Annotated in this window: 18 protein-coding genes; 8 read left to right on the plus strand and 10 right to left on the minus strand. The window is 56.1% G+C overall.

All coding sequences use genetic code 11. The features are described 5' to 3' along the window. The first annotated feature begins 109 nt into the window (after positions 1–109). From E1J53_RS14295 to E1J53_RS14305, 3 genes are all read left to right on the plus strand, one after another. Positions 110–3,199: a SusC/RagA family TonB-linked outer membrane protein gene (locus tag E1J53_RS14295; protein ID WP_134272109.1), complete on the plus strand. Its 3,090-nt coding sequence runs from the start codon at positions 110–112 to the stop codon at positions 3,197–3,199. A gap of 90 nt (positions 3,200–3,289) precedes the next feature. Next, entirely contained in the window at positions 3,290–4,864 is a 1,575-nt protein-coding gene (locus tag E1J53_RS14300; RefSeq protein ID WP_216650051.1) for a RagB/SusD family nutrient uptake outer membrane protein, read from the plus strand. Positions 4,865–5,008: 144 nt separating this feature from the next. Then, positions 5,009–6,151, plus strand: a complete 1,143-nt coding sequence (locus E1J53_RS14305) for a serine hydrolase (protein WP_134272110.1) — start codon at positions 5,009–5,011, stop codon at positions 6,149–6,151. A gap of 546 nt (positions 6,152–6,697) precedes the next feature. Here the strand turns inward: E1J53_RS14305 and rlmF are convergent. Then, complete coding sequence (gene rlmF / locus E1J53_RS14310; protein WP_134272111.1) at positions 6,698–7,576, minus strand: 23S rRNA (adenine(1618)-N(6))-methyltransferase RlmF; 879 nt, start codon at positions 7,574–7,576, stop codon at positions 6,698–6,700. A gap of 62 nt (positions 7,577–7,638) precedes the next feature. Next, complete coding sequence (locus E1J53_RS14315; protein ID WP_134272112.1) at positions 7,639–9,252, minus strand: CTP synthase; 1,614 nt, start codon at positions 9,250–9,252, stop codon at positions 7,639–7,641. A 318-nt stretch (positions 9,253–9,570) separates the two neighbouring features. On the opposite strand from E1J53_RS14315, the gene E1J53_RS14320 reads away from it, so the two are divergent. Further along, positions 9,571–10,497 carry a pepsin/retropepsin-like aspartic protease family protein gene (locus E1J53_RS14320; protein WP_173021494.1) on the plus strand — a complete coding sequence of 309 codons (927 nt, stop codon included), beginning with the start codon at positions 9,571–9,573 and terminating at the stop codon, positions 10,495–10,497. A gap of 5 nt (positions 10,498–10,502) precedes the next feature. Continuing rightward, on the plus strand, positions 10,503–10,763 hold the full coding sequence (locus tag E1J53_RS14325) for a hypothetical protein (RefSeq protein WP_134272114.1): 261 nt from the start codon (positions 10,503–10,505) through the stop codon (positions 10,761–10,763). Positions 10,764–10,889: 126 nt separating this feature from the next. On the opposite strand, the gene bshC is transcribed toward E1J53_RS14325, so the two are convergent. Then, positions 10,890–12,479: a bacillithiol biosynthesis cysteine-adding enzyme BshC gene (bshC, locus tag E1J53_RS14330; RefSeq protein ID WP_134272115.1), complete on the minus strand. Its 1,590-nt coding sequence runs from the start codon at positions 12,477–12,479 to the stop codon at positions 10,890–10,892. A 112-nt stretch (positions 12,480–12,591) separates the two neighbouring features. Between bshC and glpK the strand changes: the two genes are divergently transcribed. Further along, positions 12,592–14,088, plus strand: coding sequence for a glycerol kinase GlpK (gene glpK, locus E1J53_RS14335; RefSeq protein ID WP_134272116.1), 1,497 nt, complete (start codon positions 12,592–12,594; stop codon positions 14,086–14,088). 301 nt (positions 14,089–14,389) lie between these two features. Further along, positions 14,390–15,157, plus strand: a complete 768-nt coding sequence (locus E1J53_RS14340; protein ID WP_134272117.1) for a hypothetical protein — start codon at positions 14,390–14,392, stop codon at positions 15,155–15,157. Between the two features lie 58 nt (positions 15,158–15,215). Here E1J53_RS14340 and E1J53_RS14345 read toward each other — a convergent pair whose 3' ends face one another. From E1J53_RS14345 to E1J53_RS14370, 6 genes are all read right to left on the minus strand, one after another. Continuing rightward, the gene (locus tag E1J53_RS14345; protein WP_134272118.1) at positions 15,216–15,581 is read right to left on the minus strand and encodes a four helix bundle protein; all 366 of its coding nucleotides are present in this window, start codon (positions 15,579–15,581) and stop codon (positions 15,216–15,218) included. Positions 15,582–16,536: 955 nt separating this feature from the next. Continuing rightward, complete coding sequence (gene truB / locus E1J53_RS14350; protein ID WP_134272119.1) at positions 16,537–17,256, minus strand: tRNA pseudouridine(55) synthase TruB; 720 nt, start codon at positions 17,254–17,256, stop codon at positions 16,537–16,539. Positions 17,257–17,275: 19 nt separating this feature from the next. Beyond that, positions 17,276–18,073, minus strand: a complete 798-nt coding sequence (locus E1J53_RS14355) for an undecaprenyl-diphosphate phosphatase (RefSeq protein WP_154640208.1) — start codon at positions 18,071–18,073, stop codon at positions 17,276–17,278. 6 nt (positions 18,074–18,079) lie between these two features. Continuing rightward, on the minus strand, positions 18,080–18,430 hold the full coding sequence (locus E1J53_RS14360; RefSeq protein WP_134272121.1) for a DUF3098 domain-containing protein: 351 nt from the start codon (positions 18,428–18,430) through the stop codon (positions 18,080–18,082). A gap of 72 nt (positions 18,431–18,502) precedes the next feature. Continuing rightward, complete coding sequence (locus tag E1J53_RS14365) at positions 18,503–19,390, minus strand: ABC transporter permease (protein WP_134272122.1); 888 nt, start codon at positions 19,388–19,390, stop codon at positions 18,503–18,505. A 307-nt stretch (positions 19,391–19,697) separates the two neighbouring features. Beyond that, positions 19,698–20,321 (minus strand): O-methyltransferase, encoded by a 624-nt coding sequence (locus E1J53_RS14370; protein ID WP_253931794.1) that lies wholly within the window; start codon positions 20,319–20,321, stop codon positions 19,698–19,700. 72 nt (positions 20,322–20,393) lie between these two features. Here E1J53_RS14370 and E1J53_RS14375 point away from each other — a divergent pair, with 72 nt between their 5' ends. Continuing rightward, on the plus strand, positions 20,394–21,950 hold the full coding sequence (locus E1J53_RS14375; protein WP_134272123.1) for an amidohydrolase family protein: 1,557 nt from the start codon (positions 20,394–20,396) through the stop codon (positions 21,948–21,950). A 66-nt stretch (positions 21,951–22,016) separates the two neighbouring features. Here the strand turns inward: E1J53_RS14375 and E1J53_RS14380 are convergent, their stop codons facing one another. Next, positions 22,017–22,187 (minus strand): YqaE/Pmp3 family membrane protein, encoded by a 171-nt coding sequence (locus E1J53_RS14380; RefSeq protein WP_134272124.1) that lies wholly within the window; start codon positions 22,185–22,187, stop codon positions 22,017–22,019.

Here is a 22,187-nt window from a genome sequence, read left to right on the forward strand (position 1 = left end):
ACGTTCATTTGCCGGTCTATTCCCCAGCTTATCCGCGAGGACAACACCTCCACCGGAGGGTTCCCCGCGTTTGCGATACATCCAAATTTTTTCAACCTTAAGTAGTAGTATGAAGCTTAAATTGAACCACTTACTTCGTGGTTGTCTCTTCGTCATGCTCGTTCTGTTCACCGGTTTGCTTTCATCGCAATCGATTTCAGGAACGATCACGGACGCTGACAACGGCGATCCGCTCATCGGTGCCAGCATCCTCGTGACGGGCACTTCCACGGGTACGGTTACTGACTTTGACGGTAACTTCACCCTGAACGTTCCCGACGGGGCGGAGTCACTGACCATTTCTTACACGGGTTACGCAACCCAAACCATTCCCCTGACGGGCCAAACGACCATCAACGTAGCACTGACTTCCGGTGAGCTGCTCGAAGAGGTAGTCGTCGTAGGTTACGGTACCGTTACGCAGAAAGAAGTAACTTCTGCGGTAACGTCCATCGAAGCCGAGGACTTTAACGCCGGTAACATCAACGACCCCACCCAGCTTATTCAGGGTAAGGTAGCCGGTCTGACGATCTCTCGTCCCGGTGGTAACGCCAACGGTCAGTCCGTGATCCGTCTGCGTGGACTTTCCAGCTTCGGTGGTAACTCCAGCCCCCTCGTCATCATTGACGGTGTGGTAGGTGCCAACCTAAACACGGTTGACCCCGCGGACATCGCCTCCGTAAACGTCCTCAAGGACGGATCTGCCGCCGCCATTTACGGTATCCAGGCCTCTGCGGGTGTAATCATCATTACGACCAAGCAGGGACGCGCTGGAGAAGGTAGCTTTGACTACCGTGGCTACGTAGCCGCAGAATCCATCGCCAAGCAGCAGCCTACGGCTGGCCGCAGCGAGTACCTCCGTCTCATTGAAGAGACCACCAACCTGAACGGTGGTGACGGTGCCGCTACGCGCGCACAAAACGACTTCGGTGGTGAAACGGACTGGGTAGACGAGGTAACCCGTACGGGCATCAGCCACGTACACAACCTGAGCTACTCCGGCGGTGCCGGTAATACGACCTACCGTGCTTCGGTAAACTACCGTGATATTCAGGGTATCGGTGCCGTAAACGATGGCTTCCGTCAGCTGAACGGTCGTCTGAGCATCGGAACCAAGGCCCTGAACGATAAGCTTCGTCTGAATCTGGACGTAACGGCTACGGATCGTGCTTCTCAGTTCCTCGATCCTGCTGTATTCCAGTTCGCTACGACCTACAACCCCACCGCTCCGGTGACGGTTGACCAGCCAGGATTCAACGTGCCTCAGGCCGTAATTGACGAATCTAACCGTATTTACGGTGGCTTCTTCGAAATCGATAACTTCCAGTACAACAACCCCGCTGCCATCGCCCGGACGACGCGTAACGAGCGTCAGGAAACGACGATTCTCTACAGCGTCCGTGCCGGTTACGACTTCACGGATGACTTCAGCCTGGACGTTGCCTACTCCCGCAACCGTACTTCCGGCATCAATGGTTTCTTCGCCAGCCAGACGAGCCGCTTCGCCGGTGGTGCCAACGGTGCCGTTGAGCGCCGTGGTGCGGCTAACCGTTTCAGCAACGATGATGGTAACGAACTCTTTGAGGTTACCGCCAACTACGACCTGGACCTCGGTGGCAACTCTCTGAACTTACTGGCCGGTTACTCCTGGCAGGAATTCAACTTCCAGGGCTTTAACGCCGGTGGTCGTGGTCTGCCTTCTGACGCCTTCGGCTTCAACAACCTCGGTCAGCTGCTCGACATCGCCAACGGACAGGTTAACGTATCCAGCTACCAGCAGGCTTACCGCGTAATCGGCTTCTTCGGTCGTGCCCGCCTGAGCCTCGGTTCTGCCTACAACATCACCGCCTCGGTGCGTCGTGACGGTACGAGCCGTAACGGCCCCGAGAATAAGTGGGACATCTTCCCCGCCATCTCTGCCAGTGCTGACCTGGTGGACGCCCTCGACCTTCAGGGCCCCGACCAGCTGAAACTGCGGGCCGGTTACGGTATCACGGGATCGCTTCCTCCGGGTAACTACGACTACCTGCAAACCTTCGGTGGTCAGGGTCAGGTGCCCTTCGGTGGCGGCTTCGTGCCCACCATTGGTCCCAGCTCCAACGCCAACCCACTGCTCCGCTTCGAGAAGAAGGGAGAATTTAACGTTGGTTTGGACTTCGCCTTCATGGACTACCGTCTGACGGGTTCATTGGACTTCTACACGCGGACCACGCGCGACCTGCTCTACAACGCTCAGGTACCTTCTCCTCCCTTCCAGTTCGGAACGCTGCAGGCTAACCTGAACAACGTGGACCTCTTCAACACTGGTGTTGAATTGGCACTTGCCTACGCCGTAGGTGACGTTGGTGGTGACGGATTCAGCTGGCAGCCCAGCCTGACCTTCGCTACGTTCAACACGGAACTGCGGGACAACGGTGAGACGCCTGACTTCAACTTCGGTGCCGGTGGTGTCGAAATTATTCAGAGCTCTACGCCCGGTTCTCCCGGTCAGAATGGTGACCCCATCAGCCAGGTACGGATCGGTGAGGAGTTCGGTGGCCTCTACACCCGGGTCCTCGACGTGGAGGCTTCCCGTGCGGAAGGTTCTTACGTATTCGTTGACCAGGATGGTGACGGCGACGTCGACAACGACGACAAAGTACTCGTTGGTAACGGTCTGCCCGACTTCAGCCTGACGATCACGAACTCTTTCGCTTACCGCAACTGGGACTTCAACTTCTTGCTGCGCGGTGACTTCGGCCACAGCCTGGCTAACCTGCCCGCTAACTTCTACGGTCAGCAGGGTAACGCCATCAGCCGTCCGATTGACAACATCATCGTGAGTGACCGCTTCCTGGAAGGCGTGATCAGCCCCCCGATCTTCTCTGACTACTTCGTGGAGGACGCCAGCTTCCTGGCCCTCGACAACGCACAGCTGGGGTACACCTTCGATCTTGGTGCAGGCACTGGATTTGACAACGTTCGTCTGTACGTTGCCGGACAGAACCTCTTTTACCTGACCGATTATTCCGGTGTTGATCCCAACGTTCGTTTCTTTGATGACCAGAACTCCAACGGTTCTCGGGAAGCTGGCGAAAGCCCCCTCGCTCCCGGTATCGACCGTCGGACGACCTTCTTCCGTACGGCTACCTATACGTTCGGGGTAGCGGTCGGATTTTAAACCGTAAACTATCGTACGCACTTAAGGCATTAGTGCCCCGGGGAGGCTTCCTCCCGCCTCCCCGGAGCTACGTGCCACAAAATTTAACTAATGAAAAACTTACTTAAACTACGGGTGCTCACCGTGATGCTGTTGACGGCATTGATGGTGCCCTTTAACTCCTGTACGGACCTGGAGCCGGAGGTTTTCTCCGACCTGACGCCGGACAACTTCCCGGCCAGCCGGGACGACTTAATCACGTCGTACCTTTCTTCCTACACCCGCCTTTACGGCATGATGAACCACGGTGGTTACATGAGTATCCAGGAAGTTTCTTCCGATGAGATCATGATTCCTCAGCGTGGTTCTGACTGGTTCGATGGTGGTATCTGGCTGCGCACGCACCGCCAGACCTATGACCCCAACGACGGTCAGTTCAACGGTGCCTGGACTTTCCTCTACCAGGGAGCCCTGCAGGCCAACTCCGTAATCAACGCCATCAACGCGTCTGACGCCCTGTCGGAAGCCGAGAAAGCGCCCTTCCTTGCTGAGCTTCGCTCACTGCGGGCTTACTTCTACTTCCTCCTGGCTGACTCTTTCGGTGACGTGCCGCTGGTAACCGACCAGTCTGACCCCGCCGACATTGAGCCCGCCGCGACGCCCCGCGCCGACGTGTACAACTTCGCCGTTAGCGAAATGGAAGCTGCCGGAGCGGACCTGAGCCGGGAGACCGGTCAGGCTACTTACGGTAAGATCAACTACTGGGCCAACCGTGCACTCCTGAGCCGGATGCTGCTGAACGCTGAAGTAATGACGGGTACGGCCCGCTGGGCCGACGCCGAAGCTGCCGCCGACGAGGTAATCAATGGTGGTCGCTACAGCCTGGAGGACAACTACTTCACGAACTTTGATCCCGACAACGACAACGGTGGTGCCGGTACGGCCGAGAACATCTGGGTAGTACCTTACGATGCCCCCGCCGTTGCCGGTGGCTTCAACCTGGTGCAGATGACGCTGCACTACTCCAGCCAGCAGACCTTCAACACCCAGGATCAGCCCTGGAACGGTTACTGTACGCTGCAGGAGTTCTACAACAGCTACGATGACGAAGACGCCCGTAAGGGTGAGTTCGGTAACCAGCAGGTTCGTGGTAACTTCCTCGCCGGTCCTCAGTATGCCCTGGATGGCACGACGCCCATCATTGACGGTACGGCCGACGACCCCGGTGGTCTTGAGGTCGTCTTTACCCCCGAAGTAAACGAGCTGGAGCCACAGGCTTACCGTGAGGCTGGTGCCCGGGTATTCAAGTACGGTTACGAAATCGGAACGCCCAACACCATGCGCAATGACTTCCCCATCATCCGCTACGCGGAAGTACTGATGAACAAAGCGGAAGCCATGTGGCGTCAGGGTGAGAGTGGTTACGCCATGTTCGTTAATATGGTGCGTGAGCGTGCTGACCTCGATCCGCTGGCTGACGGTGACATCGACGCCGACGAGCTCCTCGCCGAGCGTGGTCGTGAGTTCTTCTACGAAGGAACGCGCCGCCAGGACCTGATCCGTTTCGATGCCTTTACCAACGCCTGGTTCGATAAGACGGCTTCTTCCGATAATGCGAAGCTCTTCCCGATCCCCGCACCTCAGCTGAACGCCAACCGGAACCTGACGCAGAACCCCGGATACTAATCCGCCTCTGCCGGAGTTCTTCTGAACTCTTGTTTAAATGGAACGCCTCCTCCCGATTTGGGGGGAGGCGTTTTGTTTTCAACTATGGCGAGGTGACTCTTTAGCCCATGAACCATTATAAGGTCAAATCGTACCTTCCCCCTCATGAAACGCCCCCACCTCCTCCTTAGCCTCAGCCTCCTCCTCAGCCTCTCCCTCTCGGCCCAGTACTACCCGGCGCCGAACGACTGGGATACGCGCTTGCCGACGGACGCGGGCTTCCGATCCGACAGCCTGCAGGCGGCCGTCAACTTCGCGATGAATAATGAATACAGTGGCGAGCGGGACCTACGCTTGGCGATCCTAAAAGGCTTTGCTCGGGAGCCGGACCACAAACTCCTTGGTCCCACCAAGGAGCGGGGCGGTCCGGCGGGCATGATCATCAAGGACGGTTACCTCATCACGGAATGGGGCGACATCAATCGGGTGGACATGACCTTCAGTGTCACGAAAAGTTACCTGTCCACCACCGCCGGACTGGCGGTGGACGATGGTCTCATCCGCTCGGTGCAGGACCCGGTGAAGGAATACGTCTGGGACGGCACCTTCAGGGGCGAGCACAACGGACAAATCACCTGGGAGCACCTCCTGCAACAAACTTCCGACTGGTCCGGCACCCTCTTCGGCCTCAACGACTGGGCGGATCGCCCCGCCCGCAACGGTGGGTACGACGACTGGAAGTACCGGGAACTGAAAACCCCGGGCACGGCCTACAAGTACAATGACGTGCGGGTGAACGTCCTGGCCTATTCCCTTCTTCAGGTATGGAGACGTCCCCTGCCGCAGGTGCTCAAGGAACGAATTATGGATCCCATCGGCGCCACCACCACCTGGCGCTGGTACGGCTACGACAACACCTGGGTAAATGTGGATGGGATCAGGATGCAGTCAGTCAGTGGCGGCGGGCACCACGGTGGCGGATTTTTCGCCAGTACCCTGGACCACGCCCGCTTCGGGCTGCTGTTCGCCCGGCACGGAAAGTGGCGAGATCAGCAGCTGATCTCCCGAAGCTGGATGGACGCCATCAAGACTCCCGCCGCGCCCTACACCAGCTACGGTTACATGTGGTGGCTTAATCAGGGCCCCCGATCCTGGGAGGCCGTACCCGGCAACGTCTTCTACGCCGCCGGTTTTGGCGGCAACTTCATCGTGGTGGATCAGGAACGAGACCTGGTCATCGTCACCCGCTGGCTGGAGCCCAGTAAAATCGGAGAACTGGTCAGGAGGGTGTACGCGGCGCTGGAGTAAAGGCTTGAATATTTGTTGGGGGGAAGGTAGCGGCGGGGCATGTCTTGCTGCCTACTGAAGCCCCCTTTGAATAATTACGATTCCAAAGAAATCGCGGTAGTTTGTGCCCCGGCCGAGGGGAGGAAAAAGATGTAAATTTTGGTTGATTTATCCGCGATGCATCGGAGGTAGGGTGGTGAAAATTTCGCGCTTGAGCGATACCTCAAATAGCACACTGCTAGACAAATGGCCGTTTCGGTTCCTCTCCAGCGCAGCGTTTTGGAGAGGGAGAAAACGCATTTGTCTAGCAGTGTACATCAAATAGTGTTCGGACGCCATTTCACTCGGCTACGCCCTCGCGAAACAGGCTTCCGACCACGCTTGATCCCTGGCCTGGACAGTACATGAAGAAGCCATTGGCGAGGAATGTCTGGTCAAATCAGTGGATTTTAACCCTACATCGGATGACCCTAGGCTGCGCTCCGGAGACATCCGTAGAACGCTTCTTTCTCCTTCATCCTTCCTTGCCCTAGCCTTAGCCTTAGCCTTAGCCTTAGGCTGAGGCTCCTAATACCGCCACGCCAGCACCCGCCGTTTCTTCCCGCCCTGCTCCATGGGCAAAACCTTTACTTCGGCGGCCTTGATCCGATCCAGTTCCTGCCGGGCAATTTTCAGGTAGCCGGCCTGAGAAACCAGGGTGGTGAACCACCCCACCTGGGTGGCAAAGTCGCTGGATTCACGGATCATTCGCCTCAGGAAAGCGGGTTCCCCGCCCTTCGTCCACAGCTCATTCGCCTGCCCCCCGAAATTGAGGGTGGGGGAGGCCGCCCGGCCGAGTTTGGTCCATTTTCTGCGGGCCGCGGCCCGCGCGGCCGCGGCGTCTTCGTAAAAGGGAGGATTGCACATGCTCAGGTGAAAGAATTCGCCTTCGTGGATAATTCCCCGGAAGATGGACTCCGCCTGAGGTTGCTTCCGTAGGGTAATCTTTTTGCCCAGACCGGGATTGAACTTAACGATGGCACCCGCTACCCGCAGCGACTGATCGTTGACGTCGCTGCCGACAAACTCCCACCCGTATTCGCGGACGCCCAGGATGGGGTAAATGCAGGAAGCACCGACGCCGACGTCGAGTACGCGAATCCGTTGCCGTTCGGAGGTTTCTGGCACCTGCGGCCCCTCGCCCGCCAGTAAATCCGCGAGTAGGTGGACGTAATCCAGTCGACCGGGAATGCCCGGACAAAGGTTGCCCTCGGGAATGTCCCAGTGCTTCATCCCGTAATCGCGCTTGAGCAGGGCCAGATTGAGTCTCCTTACCGTCATGGGATCGGCAAAATCGAGACTGAGGCGCCCATCGGGCGTCTTCGTGAAGTGATTTTTCAGTTCCGGAACGACTTCCGCTAATTGTCGAAAGTCATGCGGGTCCCGATAGCGATTTCTGGGGTGCATTGGTTATGTCGGTCAACGGTCAATGGTGGGCCAGCCTACCATCCGGGCATGGGGTACCACCACTAGGCCTCCCGGTGCTTCATGGCCGCCGCAACGAAGGACACAAAGAGCGGATGGGGTTCCTCCACGGTACTCTTCAGTTCAGGGTGGAACTGAACGCCGACAAAGTAGGGGTGGTTCTTCAGTTCAATCACTTCCACCAGTCCGGTTTCCGGGTTGGTTCCCGCGATCTGTAATCCCGCGGCCTTCAGTTGGTCCAGGTAGGCGTTGTTGAACTCGTAGCGATGCCGGTGACGTTCGCTGATTTCGGTGGTACCGTAGGCTTTTGCGGATTTGGACCCCTTTACCAGTTTACAGGCGTAGGCCCCGAGGCGCATCGTGCCGCCCATTTCTTCAATGTTTTTCTGTTCCTCCATGAGGGCAATCACGGGAGCCTTGGTGTCCTTGTTAACTTCGGTAGAACTGGCATCCTCGATCCCAGCGATGTTGCGGCTGAACTCCACTACCGCGCACTGCATGCCGAGGCAAATGCCGAAGAAGGGAATTCCATTTTCCCGTACGTAGCGAATGGTGGAAATTTTTCCCTCAATACCCCGTTCACCAAAGCCCGGCGCCACCAGAATGCCGTCAAACCGCTTGAGGGTTTTGTGAATCTGGTCGGCGTTCCCCTCCAACTGTTCGGAGTGGATCGGCACCACCTTGACCTCACATTCGTTCACCGCACCGGCGTGAATAAAGGCCTCGTAGATGGATTTGTAGGCGTCCTGGAGTTCATTGTATTTACCCACCAGTCCGATGGTGACTTCGTGGGTAGAATTCTTGAGTTTACCCAGGAAGCTCTTCCAGCGCCGCAGATCGGGGGCCTTACGATCCGGTAGTCGTAGTTTGCTAATTACTTGAGCGTCAAGACCTTCTTTGAGCATGAGCAGCGGAACGTCGTAGATGGTCGCGGCGTCGAGGGCTTCAATGATGGCGCTCTTTTCCACGTTGCAGAACAGGGCCAGTTTCCGACGGATGCTCTCGTCGATCTCGTGTTCGGTTCGCACCACGAGGATGTCGGGCTGGATGCCGGTCTGGAGCAATTCCTTGACGCTGTGCTGGGTGGGTTTGGTCTTCAGTTCCTTGGCCGCGGACAGGTAGGGAATCAGGGTCAGGTGCACGCAGATGCAGTTGTCGCGGCCCAGCTCCCAGCGCAGTTGCCGTAGGCTTTCCAGGTAGGGTAGGGACTCAATGTCGCCGACGGTGCCACCGAGCTCGGTAATCACGATATCGTAGTCGCCGGAATTGCCCAGCAGCTGAATGCGCCGCTTGATTTCGTCGGTCACGTGGGGGATTACCTGCACGGTCTTCCCGAGGTAGTCTCCGCGGCGTTCTTTGTCCAGTACGGTTTGATAAATCCTTCCCGTAGTAACGTTGTTGGCCTGACTGGTGGGCGTATTCAGGAAACGCTCGTAGTGGCCGAGGTCCAGGTCCGTCTCCGCCCCGTCGTCGGTGACGTAACATTCTCCGTGTTCGTACGGGTTCAGCGTACCCGGATCAACGTTGAGATAGGGGTCAAATTTCTGGATGGTAACGGAGAGGCCGCGGGCTTGAAGTAGCTTGGCCAAAGAGGCGGCGATAATGCCTTTACCGAGGGACGAAGTCACCCCGCCCGTAACGAAAATATACTTACTCATGTAGATCGATTACGGGATACAAAGGTACAATTATTCCTGAGCTACGGGAGGCGGAGAAACATTTTTATTCTGGTCAAGTAAGGGAAAGCGTTGCAAAAATCCGGGCGACGAACGGCCCCACCCAGATTTGCTCGGGTCATCAACCGCAATTCTGCCCGGGGAAAGTCCGTCCGGAAAAATTATTTGGATGGGAGGTGTTAAAAAATCATCCAATGTTAACTATGTGTAAACTATTGGTTAATTTAGTATGTTTTCAACCCTAACCTGACCAGATAATCCATGCAAATCCTCCGCAAAAAGGCGGCAATCTCAAGCACTTTGGCCTACCTATTGGCCCTGGTTCTTGGTGTAGGATTTTCTGGGGCGCAAGCGCAGGATGCCGTGTCTTTCCTCCGTGCCGACCACCTGGAAAATCGGGAGGTAGCGGCGCTCGTGGGTACTCAGCAATTTTCCTTTGAGCGGAACCTCATCTTCTTTACGGCACATCTCGATGGGAAGGAGGGTAACTACGTTTTGGATACCGGTGCTCCTACTTTACTACTTAACGCCCGCAAAGCGATCAAACCATCACCCACTTCCATCGGAGTGGCTGCCGGTGGCACCGTAGCCCTGTCGGACTACAAGGTAGAATCCTTTGAAATGGCGGGTAAGGACCTCGGACGGCGCTGGGCGCTGGCCACGGATCTGCGGCCGATGGAATCCCGGACGGGCAAGACCATTGACGGCTACGTCGGCTACGACCTGATCCGCACGGGAGAGCTGCGGATCAATTATCAATCGGAATTATTCTATTTGCGGAAATCCACCCGAACACCGCAGCACGAAGGCCGGTTACCCGATCATGTTTTCAAGATTACTTTCCATGATCATCTGCCCGTGATTACTTTAAAGGTGAACGGCAAAAAACTGCGGTTTGTGATCGACACGGGCTCCGGCGTTAATCTGCTGGACAGCCGATTGGCGAGCACGCCGCGATTGGCAACTGGCAAAGACCGGAAGATAAACCTGCAGGGACTGGACGGAAATGAGGCCGTGTACGATATGGTTGAACTCCGTACTCCGGATAATTTCCGGGCCACCGAAAATGGTATCGTTTGCGTTGCCATGGATTTCGATCACCTGCAATCAGATTCGGGAAATACCATTTCCGGCATTCTTGGTTCAACTTTTCTTTCCACCTACACGGTGGGTATTGATTACCGTAGGAGAAAACTATATCTTTGGAATCCTGCGGACAAGCACTAATAATTATGAATCTACACCAATTTCCAGAAGGATTGCGGGCACACGTGCTCTCGGCAGTTGTCCGTTACGGCCGACAGGGCATCAAAATTGTCATTGGACGTCTGGAAGAAGGTGTATTACCCATACGGGTACGCCAGGAGAACGAACAGGAAATGGCCGGCCGGCTTACTCCCGAAATGCTCCGCCAGCAAACGGGTGAAGCGCTGTCCGCGCTTCCCTATGCCCTCCGCATCGAGGTAGACTCTGAGTCCGGGGCAGAAGCCTGACCCGCACCAACCGCCCAACGTCTGCCCCGGGAATCACTATCCTGGTACCCACGTCCCCGGCCTTACATCAAACGTCCCTCCGTCATCAAGCTAATGCCAGTAACTCCGCACTAGCTACATTTCCCCCTACGGCCGGATGACCACCATCCCTTTTTCCAGCGGATCGAGGGCCTCAATGAGTTGGGGAATCATCTCCGGACCTTCCTGTAGGTAAACGTTCAGGAAATTATCCTTGCGTTCCTGGAGGCTGTTGTCGGGGAAGAGTTTGTCCCGTAGTCCGCGGATCTGGTTCATGGCGGTATCGAAGCGCTGTTTTTCGGTCCGCCGGAGGCGGCCCTCCAGGTTTTCAATGGCCTTGGCCTGACGGACGTGCTCGCCGAGCACCGCCTTTTCCAGCGTCGGATCAATTTCCCGGGCCTTTTCGGCGATCTGCTGGAAGATGTTTTCCAGTTGATCGAGTTCTCCGGCCAGGCTCAATTCATTGTCGGATTGTTGCTCTACGTAATCCCGGATGATGAGGTCCGCTTCGCGGAACAGTTCCCGGTAATCCAGGGAAAGTTTGTCGAGCTTTTTCTGGGATCCACCGTCAATCCACAGCACCGAATTCCGGCGGATGAGCATGGGGAAATTCAGGCCAAAGGCCGCGAACTGGGATTTGCGCTCCAGCCAGTAGGCAAGTTCACCGCCCCCGCCGATGTAGGCCAGGTTCGGGAAGATGGCTTCCTGAAAGAGTGGGCGCATCACCACGTTGGGGGAGAATCTTTCCGGGTGCTCGTGAAGTTCCTTACGCAGTGCTTCGGAGCTGAAGGTGATGTCCGTGTCCAGGACGGAGTAGGTGTCTCCTTCAAGGACGATTCGGTCGCGGCGGTTAGGGGTGAGGTAGAAGAGATTGATTTCGCGGGCGTGCGCCTGTCCGGAATACCCGAGGCTCTCCAGTTCGGCCTGGGCCGATTCGATGAGGGGCTGACTGACCTGCTCAAAAATTTCTCGCTCCATGTGGGGGCGGAAGGCCTGCTTGAAGGCCGGTCGCGCCATGTCGGCTACCACCAGTTCCGTGTCCGCAAACAGGGAGTGAACCAGGGCGACGCTGGCCCGTCCGTAAGTAGAGTAGTTGGTGTAGGCGGCTTCAATCTTGGCGTAAATGGCGGCAGCGGTTTCCCGGGTGCCGAGGATGTCCTTCAGTTCGGCCAGAACGGGGGCCAGGGTGTCCGTTGACATGGCGCCCACGGCGCCGGCGGCGTCATTCTCCCACACCAGTTTGTTGCCGAAAATGCGGGCGTGATTGATTTCTTCGAAGTCGTGGTCTTCCCCTCCGGTGATGAAGACGGGCACGACGTGGTGATCGGGATAGGCGGCGTTGAGTGTTCGGGCCAGATTGATGGCCGAGCAGATCTTGTAGATAAAGTACAGGGGGCCGGTGAACAGGGCCGGTTGGTGGGCCGTAATGACCGTGAAGGTATTGCCATTCGCAAGACTTTGCACCTGCGCTTGCGCCCGATCAGAATCAGGAATTTCCGCGTATTGCGCCAGGAGTTCACGGACCAGCAAGTCCCGATCAATGGGATCCTTGGCCTTGTCGGCCATAACCTCTCCAAAGGCGTCCCGCGTAACCGGATACTGGTAAAACGGGCGAAGATCTTCCTTTCCGATGCTGTAGGCTACGTCGCGTTGGGAAAACTGGGGGACTTCCGGGAATGGAATACGGTCAATTTGCATGGGGTGGTTATCTTGCGGATCGGGGTGGATAACCCGTGTAGCAACCAGATAGTTTAATGGCTCCGAGTTGAAGCTTTCTTTTCTCTAAAATTTCGCGTCGATCACAACTTCTATGGCACAATTTATTCTTTCGCTTGATCAGGGCACCACTTCTTGCCGGGCCATTCTATTCGATCAATCCGGTAACATTACCGAAGTAGCCCAAAAGGAATTCACCCAAATTTATCCCCAGCCCGCCTGGGTAGAACACGACGCGGAGGAAATCTGGTCGACCCAACTGGCCGTAGCGCAGGAAGTCCTGCGAAAGGCGGGTGTTTCGGCCAAGGAAGTAGCCGCCATTGGCATCACCAACCAGCGGGAAACCACCCTGATCTGGGACCGCGCCACCGGAGAGCCAATCCACAACGCGATCGTTTGGCAGGACCGGCGGACGGCCGGTTTCTGCGATGAACTCAAGGAGCGGGGGCTGGAAAAACACGTGAAGGATACTACGGGGCTGGTCATTGACGCCTACTTCAGCGGGACCAAAATCCGCTGGATCCTCGATAACGTCGAAGGCGCGCGGCAGCGCGCCGCGGCCGGGGAATTGTGCTTCGGTACGATGGACAGCTGGCTGGTGTATAAACTGACCGGCGGTAAGGTGCACGTTACGGACGTTACCAACGCCGGACGTACCATGCTGTTTGACATTCGGAACCGCCGGTGGGACGAAAAACTACTGCGGGAGCTGGACGTCCCCACCGAACTGCTGCCGGACGTCAAGGGGAGTAGTGAAATTTACGGCCATACATCGGCGGAACTACTAGGAGCGGAAATCCCCATCGCGGGTATGGCCGGTGATCAGCATTGCGCCCTCTTCGGGCAGGCTTGTTTTGAGCCGGGACAGGCCAAGAACACCTATGGTACGGGCTGTTTTATGCTCATGAACACCGGAACCGAAGCGGTTGCTTCGGACAATGGGCTACTGACGACCGTTGCCTGGGAAGTGGACGGGAAGATGGAATATGCCCTGGAGGGATCGGTATTCATTGCCGGGGCGGCCATTCAGTGGCTGCGCGACGGCCTGAAGCTCATCGATGAAGCTCCGGACAGTGAGTTTTACGCCCGCAAAGTCAAGGATACCGGAGGGGTTTACGTCGTGCCGGCCTTTGCGGGACTCGGAGCTCCCTACTGGGATATGTACGCCCGGGGAGCCATCTTTGGCCTGACCCGCGGAACCACCAAGGCCCACATCGTCCGGGCCACCCTGCAAAGCCTTGCCTATCAGGTGCGGGACGTTCTGGAGGCCATGCAGCAGGATTCGGGCAAAGACCTCACGACCCTCCGGGTGGACGGTGGTGCCAGCGCCAACAACCTGCTGATGCAGTTTCAGGCCGACATCCTGGGAACCCGGGTTGAACGTCCGGAAATCGTGGAAACCACGGCCCTGGGGGCCGCCATGCTCGCCGGTCTAGCCGTAGGCTTCTGGACCCGAGACGACCTGGCCTCTACCTGGCAACTGGACCAGCGATTCGAAGCCAAGATGGATGCGGACAGCCGGGAGAAACGTTACCGTGGCTGGAAGAAAGCGGTAAAGCGGAGTATGGATTGGGAGGAGAGTGATGCTTGATATTTGAAGTAAGACGTTTGACGTTTGAAGTAGGGGGAAGTTCCTTTTTGCTATGGAAGTGAATGGGATATGGCGGTTGATTTTGATGTAGCAGTACGTCACTTTAGGACAACGAAAGCATCATTAAGTCATCAGTAGCGCCGGATTTATCCGGCGAACAGTTGGCTGCTAGGGTAATCTTTAAGATTAAGAACTAGTGTCATTTCATAATTAAATCCGTCTTCGCCATCTCATTCCTGGAAAATCAGATAATCGGTGATTTCGTGAATGCCACCAGAAGTATTATTTTTCATGAAATAGAATGAGAATAATTATTCGCCGAAGTGCCTTTTACATAGTGGTCTTTTGTCTCTCTTGCCTCGGATGTGAAAAAACACCACTTAGGGAAGCAATAGAGGAGGTGGCAGACTGCGCCGACTTTTCCGAATTTGAATCAAGTGTTATTGATTCTACAGAAGATAGCGTGTTTTTCTCAGGCACTTTGGATAATATTCCAATCATTATTAAAGATGGGTTTAAGGACTACCGAGTTAGATTCGTAGATGAGGAATTATTGATAATTAATAATCCCAATCAATCCCAGTCTACGGTAGAAAGCCGTTATCAGTTTACGTTTGCGATCGGTCAGGAGGCTGCTTCGGGCAGTTCTTTTGTAGGTGCACCGCTATTTTCCGCTTCTATTCAATTTCCCTGTAGCGAGGAGTTTAGTACACCTCTGGAATACGTCGACCACTTGAAAGTAGGAGTGCCAATATCCATTATCGGACAGGGTATGGCATGTGACCAGGGTGCCAAAGTTGTCCTTAGGGCTTATTGCTTCGATTTTTACGCCAACGGTAGAGGATTTTATGCAGCCACACCTTTATCGAGTGAAGCTGGCTTTCAGGGGAATAACCATCTGGTATTAACCAAAGCCTCCGCTATTCAACTGGCAGGCGGGGAAATACTGGTTGACCTGGAAGGTAATTTTTCATGTGATCTGTACTTCAATACCCGTCAAGGAGGAAATATATTTTTTGGAAAACTAGACCAAGCAACATTTCGGATACACAGGATACTGAATAAATGATTCCATTAAGAGTTAGGGCACGTGATTCGAGGTATGTCCAAGATGTTCTGGGCAAGGGTTAACGCTTCCCTGAACCATCCAGGGTTTTGATCGTAGCGACGAAGATGCTGATCAGTTGATTGTTTTCATTAAGGAGGACATCCATTTCAGGAAGGTCAGCGAATCGCTTCTTCTCAATTATTCGAAGATTAATGTGCGTCTCACGGAGTTCCTTCACCACGATGGTGAGTTTATGGCGATAATCTCGCCGGGAAGCCGCTCCCCGGGCTTCTCCGTAATTCAGCGCAGGCGCACTACCAGATCGAATTATTTGCCCGGATAAATGCTTACCGGCTAAGGACTTCGGAAGCTGTTCGGCAAAATCAATCACGTTCACCGCGAAGTCAATCAGCCGTTCTTCAAGCTCGAGGGCACGAGTGTTCATTTTTCAGGACTTAGGAGCGTTAAATTGTTTTTATGTTCGTAAATATAAACAAAATGTACTAATAAACTATCCCCCAGTACCGACGCCCCATCCCCTACATCAAACATCAAACGTCCTCCCCGAGGCACTACCTCCCTAGTACCGACGCCCCATCCCCTGCATCAAACGTCCTCCCCAGGCAGTACCATCCTAGTGCTCACGCCCCATCCCCTACATCAAACATCAAACGTCCTCCCCGAGGCACTACCTCCCTAGTACCGACGCCCCATCCCCTACGTCAAACATCAAACGTCCTCCCCGAGGCACTACCTCCCTAGTACCTACGCCCCATCCCCTACGTCAAACATCAAACGTCCTCCCCGAGGCACTACCTCCCTAGTACCGACGCCCCAGCCCCTACATCAAACATCAAACGTCCTCCCCAGGCAGTACCATCCTAGTGCTCACGCCCCAACCCCTACATCAAACATCAAACGTCCTTTCCTAGGTAGTACCATCCCAGTACCTACGCCCCATCCCCTACATCAAACATCAAACGTCCTCCCCGAGGCACTACCTCCCTAGTACCGACGCCCCAGCCCCTACATCAAACATCAAACGTCTTCCCCAGGCAGTACCATCCTAGTGCTCACGCCCCAACCCCTACATCAAACATCAATCGTCCTCCCCGAGGCACTACCTCCCTAGTACCGACGCCCCAGCCCCTACATCAAACATCAAACGTCCTCCCCGAGGCACTACCTCCCTAGTACCTACGCCCCAACCCCTACATCAAACATCAAACGTCTTCCCCAGGCAGTACCATCCTAGTGCTCACGCCCCAACCCCTACATCAAACATCAAACGTCCTTTCCTAGGTAGTACCATCCTAGTACCGACGCCCCATCCCCTACATCAAACATCAAACGTCCTCCCCAGGCAGGACTATCCCAGTACCCACAACCCATCCCCTGCATCAAACATCCTCCTCCAGCACCCTGACCAACTCCTCCAAATCCCACGCATCTTCCAATTTATACGGGCCGATGCTGGTCCGGCACAGCGCCGTCAGGTAGCCGCCGGAGCCGGCATTTTTCCCGAGGTCATGGGCCAGGGAGCGGATGTAGGTACCTTTGGAGCAATCAACCGCAAAGTCTACTTCGGGCAGTTTGATGCTGGTGAGTTCAAATTTATGGATGGTAACCGGCCGCGGTTTTACTTCGACCTTGATGCCCTGGCGGGCCTTTTTGTAGAGGGGTTGCCCGTCTACTTTGATGGCGGAGAAGATGGGCGGAAGCTGCTGGAGGTCTCCGGTGAGTTTCCTGGCTTCGGCGTTTAACAAGGCTTCACTAAGGTGGTCCGTGGGGAAGTGTTCGTCTTCTTCCGTTTCGGCGTCGAAGGATGGGGTAGTGGCCCCGAGCTTAATCGTACCGGTGTAGGATTTGTCCATGCCCTGCAGTTCCTGCAGACGTTTGGTCCATCTGCCCGTACAGATGCAGAGCAGGCCCGTCGCCATGGGGTCAAGGGTGCCGGCATGTCCGACCTTAAACTTCTTTACGCCCAGGTGGCGTTTGATGGCGAAGCGGAGTTTGTTGACCACGTCAAAACTCGTCCAGTCCTTTGGTTTATCGACTAGAAGTAAGCACCCCTCCACAAAATTAAAGGGGGGTTCAGTAGTAGCTGGTACGGAGGCCATGAAGCAAGAATGGACTTGATTAATAACTAAATATAAGTCTGAAGAGCAGTACGATGCCAGCCACGGCAAAACAATAGTAGGCAAACCACTTGAGTTCAGCTCGCTTAACGAGTCGGATCATCCATACGCAGGCCAGCATGCCGGTGAGGAAGGCGGCCACGAAACCGACGCCCAGTTCCAGGAGCGGAGTAGCCCCGGTGAAGTCTCCTTCCAGTAAATCTTTAGCCATTTTACCGAGGATGAGGGGGACGACCATCAGGAAGCTGAAGCGTGCGGCACGTTCGCGGTCAACGCCCAGCAGGACACTGGTGGAAATGGTAGCCCCGGAACGGCTGATGCCCGGTAAGATGGCTACGGCCTGGGCCAGGCCGATGAGCAGGGCGGATTTCCAGCTTACTTTTTGGTCGGTTTCCTGCGCCCGATCGGCCAGGAAGAGGAGAAAGCCCGTTACGATCAACATCAGGGCTACCAGGACAATCTGCCGGTCAAAAAGCGCTTCCAGCATATCGTCAAACAATACCCCGACGATAGCCGCCGGTATCATGCTCAAAACGATGAACCACGAAAAACGGGTGCCTTCGTTCCAGGTGAACTTTAGTAGGTCCCGAAGAATCTCCATGACTTCCCGGCGGAAGACCACCAGGGTGGCCAGTGCCGTGGCGGCATGAAGGCTGACGGTCATCAGCATGGATTCGGCGGCGATGCTATCGTCCTGCAGGATCCACTTGGCCAGTTCCAGATGTCCGCTGCTACTGACGGGGAGAAACTCCGTCAGCCCCTGAACAACCCCCAGAATGAGGGCCTTAACCAATTCCAACACGCTTTACTTTTTGAGAATACCGTAGATGACCCCGGCCAAACCAACGAGCATGACGATGGGCGCCAGGGTGATGCGCCGGAAGCTGTAAATGGCGTCGGCGTCAAAAACGGTAGGATCGTCTCCCCGGCCACCGGCCATCAGGAGGATACCCAATAAAACGAGGGCAAATCCTCCCCCCATCCATTTGTAGGTTTCGGGACCGAAAGTCAGGGGGCGGGCGGACGATTTGGAGCCGTCACTCGATGATTTCTTCACTGTGGTGCGGGCCACCGGAGCGGCCACCCGGGTGTTATCGAGCTGGGCTTTGGGGGCAGCAGCCTTTGATTTTTTAGCCTTATTTCTGCGCTTACTCATAACGGCAATTTCAACGACGGAGCCCAAAGGTCCCGTCTGCTTATTTCTTTTTGGAGCGTTAAAACCAGCTGTCTAGTACAGGTCGTCAACGCGGAGGCGAAGGTAACGACGAACCACGACATAGTGGCTCAAGAAGTTGATCAAGATGCCCAACAGGACAATTCCACCGAAGAGCGGACCGAGTAACAACGGATCCTCTACGAGATTTAGTTCGGGCAGGACGGTGGCGACCCACCGCTGGAGACCGTAGAGGGCTCCGGCGGCCAGCAGTCCACTGATGATGCCCTGACCAACGGCCCGCCACAAAAAGGGGCGACTGATGAAGCCCCAGCTGGCACCCACCAGTTCCTGGGTCTTGATCTGGAACCGATTGGCGTAGAGCGACAGCCGTACCGTATTGTGGATCAGCAGCCCGGCCACCAGGGTAAACAGGGCCGTCAGTCCCAACAGTAAATAGCCCAATTTTCGGGCGTTTCCGGCGATCCTCTCCACGAAGTTTTCTTGGTAGTATACACCACTGACGCCGGGCAGTTCACCGACTTCCGCCGCAATCCATTGAAGGCTGTCGGTGTGGAGGTATTCCACGGGCACATTAAAGGTTACCACGTCCAGCAGGGGATTGGTGAGGCCCAGAGACTCGAGGTCCCGTTCCAGGGACTCGCCCATGTCGGTGAGGGCCGCTTCCTTCGTGACGAGCTGGGGTTCGGCGCCGGGGCGTAAGTAGGGCGCGGAGCGCAGGTGCAACATCAGTTGGTCCTGAGCAGTGTCGCTACGTTCGGCCGTTAATTCCACGACGATGTCGAGGTCTTCCTGCAGGCGCTGCGTCAGGTCGTTAGCCTGGAGCATCCACCAGCCGACCAGCCCCAGGAGAAACAGGACCAGGGCCAGACTGAAGACTACGTAAACCTGATTGGGACGGGGCGAGCGGGCGATGGTGGCAAGAATGGTTGTTCCGAGCACAAGGTAAGTAATAAGGTTGAGGCAGAGGAGCAGGCTGAGGACGAGCACCCGAAAATGCTAGCTCTGCAAGTCGGTCGTAAGGCTGAGGCTCAGGAGAAGGCTAAGGTCGAAGAGCACCACCCGGAAAAGGCTTGCTCTGCAAGCCGGTCGTAAAGACTATGAAAAATCAATCTGCTAACCCAGGGCACGCCTTTTCCGGAAAGATGTTCGGCTCTAGGAAGTCCTCGACCGATTTGAGGTGTGCTTCCCTGGGACCTTGCAGCGCGAAACAAGCGCAGTGCATTGATCCTTTTCGGGGCTTCACCGGCTACCGCCTCACGGCCAAAATCACTCCGGTTGCCCACGGCAGGCTGGTGAGGAGGAGGTCCTGCCGGTCCGCGAGGGACTGCATCAGGGCTAGGGCACGTTCGGCGTGGCCTTCGGGCCACGATGCCTGGGCGATCATGTCGTCGATCAGCCACATGCCCCCGGGTTTGAGCAACTGGAGGGTGGGCTCCAGAGTATGGTACTTTCCGGCCCAGGTGTCGGCAAAGATGAGGTCGAACCGGGCACCGGAGTACTCCATGATCCATCCTTCGGCGTCTGCTTCGACCAGCGTAAGCCTCGCATCTTCTCCCAGCTGTTCCCGGGCGACCCCGAGGGCTTCGCCGTCGTTGTCAATACTGATGATGGAGGAGTGTTCGTCCATACCGTCGAGCATCCAGGACAGGGCCACACCCGTTCCCGTGCCGAGCTCCAGAAAGTTGCCTCCGGGTCTGCTGGCGGTTAGCGTGCGTAGCAGGCTGCCAACCCGATGGTCGGCGTTCATGGTGAAACCAATACGTTCACTGTGCTCCAGCAGGGCTTGAAGTGGGGCGGGGTGTTGGGCGGAATAATCGATCATCCGGTAAGGATCGGAGGAAATCGGGAGGTGGACAATTGAATCCAGCAAGGATTTACGATCTTGGGGCCGATTGGTCGTTCACCCCAATCAATCTACACCCATACCAGACCAAAGCTCACCATGCGAAACCTCTTCTTGCTTGCGCTTACCGTATTTCTTTGCACCCGCGTCCTCGCCCAGGTTGACCCCGCCCCCGATCGTGGAACCGATCACGGCGACGGGCCATACCCCCAGCTTATCCTGCGGGGACTGACCCTGATCAACGGGAACTGTGCACCACCCATCGGGCCGGTGGACATTGTGATTGAGGGTAATAAAATCGTCTCGACGAGTACGGTGGGTTATCCCGGCGTTCCCATCAACGAGCGCCGTCGGCCCAAACTGAAGGCGGGCGGCAAGGAGATTGACTGCTCCGGCATGTATGCCCTTCCCGGCTTCGTGGACATGCACGGCCACATCGGCGGACGGGCCCAGGGAGCGGACGCCGACTACGTGTTCAAACTCTGGATGGGCCACGGCATCACCACCATTCGGGAGCCGGGTAGCTTTAACGGCCTAAAATGGGTCCTGGACCACAAACGGCGCTCGGCGGAAAACACCATTGTCGCCCCCAGAATCGTCGCCTACACCGGCTTTGGTCAGGGACGGACGGAACCCTTTACGACCGTAGACGAAGTCAAAGACTGGGTGCGGGAAAACAAAGCCAACGGAAGTGACGGCATCAAGTTTTTTGGTGCCCGTCCTGACTTTATGCAGGCGGCCCTGGAAACCAACAAGGAAATTGGTCTGGGCTCGGCCTGTCACCACGCGCAGATGGACGTGGGCCGGTGGAACGTGCTGAAATCCGCCCGGGCGGGCCTGACCACCATGGAACACTGGTATGGTCTTCCCGAGGCCCTCTTTAACGACCGGACCGTTCAGGATTACCCCGTCGATTATAACTACCAGAATGAGCAGGACCGCTTCGGGGAGGCCGGTCGCCTCTGGCAACAGGCCGCCGCACCCTACAGCGATCACTGGAATGCCGTGATGCAGGAGCTGCTGGACCTGGACTTCACCATCGATCCGACCTTCAACATCTACGACGCGAACCGCGACGTGATGCGGGCGCGCAACGCCGACTGGCACGAAGAATACACCCTGCCCAGCCTCTGGCAGTTTTACCAGCCCAGCCGCATCAGCCACGGCAGCTACTGGCATAACTGGGGAACCGAACAGGAGGTAAACTGGAAGCGCAACTACCAGCTGTGGATGACCTTCGTAAACGAATACAAGAACCGGGGTGGTCGGGTAACGGCCGGATCCGATTCCGGCTTCATCTATCAGCTTTATGGATTCGGTTACATCCGCGAACTGGAGCTGCTCCGGGAGGCCGGCTTCCACCCGCTGGAGGTCATTCGCTCGGCTACGCTGTACGGCGCCGAAGCCCTCGGCATGGAAGATCAGATCGGCACCATTGAACCCGGAAAAATGGCCGACCTGGTGATCGTCGGCGAGAATCCCCTGGCGGACCTCAAGGTGCTCTACGGCACCGGGGCTACCCGCCTGACCGACGAAGGGGACGTAACGACCACCAAGGGGATTCTTTACACCGTAAAGGATGGCATCGTCTACGATGCCGTGAAGTTGCGCGAGGAGGTGAAGGAGATGGTCCGCGACGCGAAGCGTCGGGATTAGGATTTAGGTTTGAGGATTCAGGCTTAAGGCTTTGATCCTAAAACCTGAATCCTCAAACCTGAATCCTTACTTCGTCACGATCCAGATGGCGTAGACCATGCCGGGAAGGAAGAAAATGATCGTCAGGACCAGGCAGATCCAGAACTGTTTGGTGATGCCTTCGTGGAGCAGGATGGCCAGCGGTGGGAGAATCACGGCGGCAATGATTTTGAGGAGCTTGTCGGTGGAATTTGACAT

It is taken from the genome of Lewinella sp. W8, from assembly GCF_004375085.3.
Classification (GTDB): Bacteria; Bacteroidota; Bacteroidia; order Chitinophagales; family Saprospiraceae; genus Neolewinella.

Coding starts and splice junctions, on each gene's coding strand:
- E1J53_RS14345 (WP_134272118.1), bottom strand. CDS start 15,581: ATGAACACTCGTGCCCTCGAGCTTGAAGAACGGCTGATTGACTTCGCG.
- truB (WP_134272119.1), bottom strand. CDS start 17,256: ATGGCCTCCGTACCAGCTACTACTGAACCCCCCTTTAATTTTGTGGAG.
- E1J53_RS14340 (WP_134272117.1), top strand. CDS start 14,390: ATGAGAATAATTATTCGCCGAAGTGCCTTTTACATAGTGGTCTTTTGT.
- E1J53_RS14360 (WP_134272121.1), bottom strand. CDS start 18,430: ATGAGTAAGCGCAGAAATAAGGCTAAAAAATCAAAGGCTGCTGCCCCC.
- E1J53_RS14305 (WP_134272110.1), top strand. CDS start 5,009: ATGAAACGCCCCCACCTCCTCCTTAGCCTCAGCCTCCTCCTCAGCCTC.
- E1J53_RS14375 (WP_134272123.1), top strand. CDS start 20,394: ATGCGAAACCTCTTCTTGCTTGCGCTTACCGTATTTCTTTGCACCCGC.
- E1J53_RS14295 (WP_134272109.1), top strand. CDS start 110: ATGAAGCTTAAATTGAACCACTTACTTCGTGGTTGTCTCTTCGTCATG.
- glpK (WP_134272116.1), top strand. CDS start 12,592: ATGGCACAATTTATTCTTTCGCTTGATCAGGGCACCACTTCTTGCCGG.
- E1J53_RS14325 (WP_134272114.1), top strand. CDS start 10,503: ATGAATCTACACCAATTTCCAGAAGGATTGCGGGCACACGTGCTCTCG.
- E1J53_RS14300 (WP_216650051.1), top strand. CDS start 3,290: ATGAAAAACTTACTTAAACTACGGGTGCTCACCGTGATGCTGTTGACG.
- rlmF (WP_134272111.1), bottom strand. CDS start 7,576: ATGCACCCCAGAAATCGCTATCGGGACCCGCATGACTTTCGACAATTA.
- bshC (WP_134272115.1), bottom strand. CDS start 12,479: ATGCAAATTGACCGTATTCCATTCCCGGAAGTCCCCCAGTTTTCCCAA.
- E1J53_RS14315 (WP_134272112.1), bottom strand. CDS start 9,252: ATGAGTAAGTATATTTTCGTTACGGGCGGGGTGACTTCGTCCCTCGGT.
- E1J53_RS14380 (WP_134272124.1), bottom strand. CDS start 22,187: ATGTCAAATTCCACCGACAAGCTCCTCAAAATCATTGCCGCCGTGATT.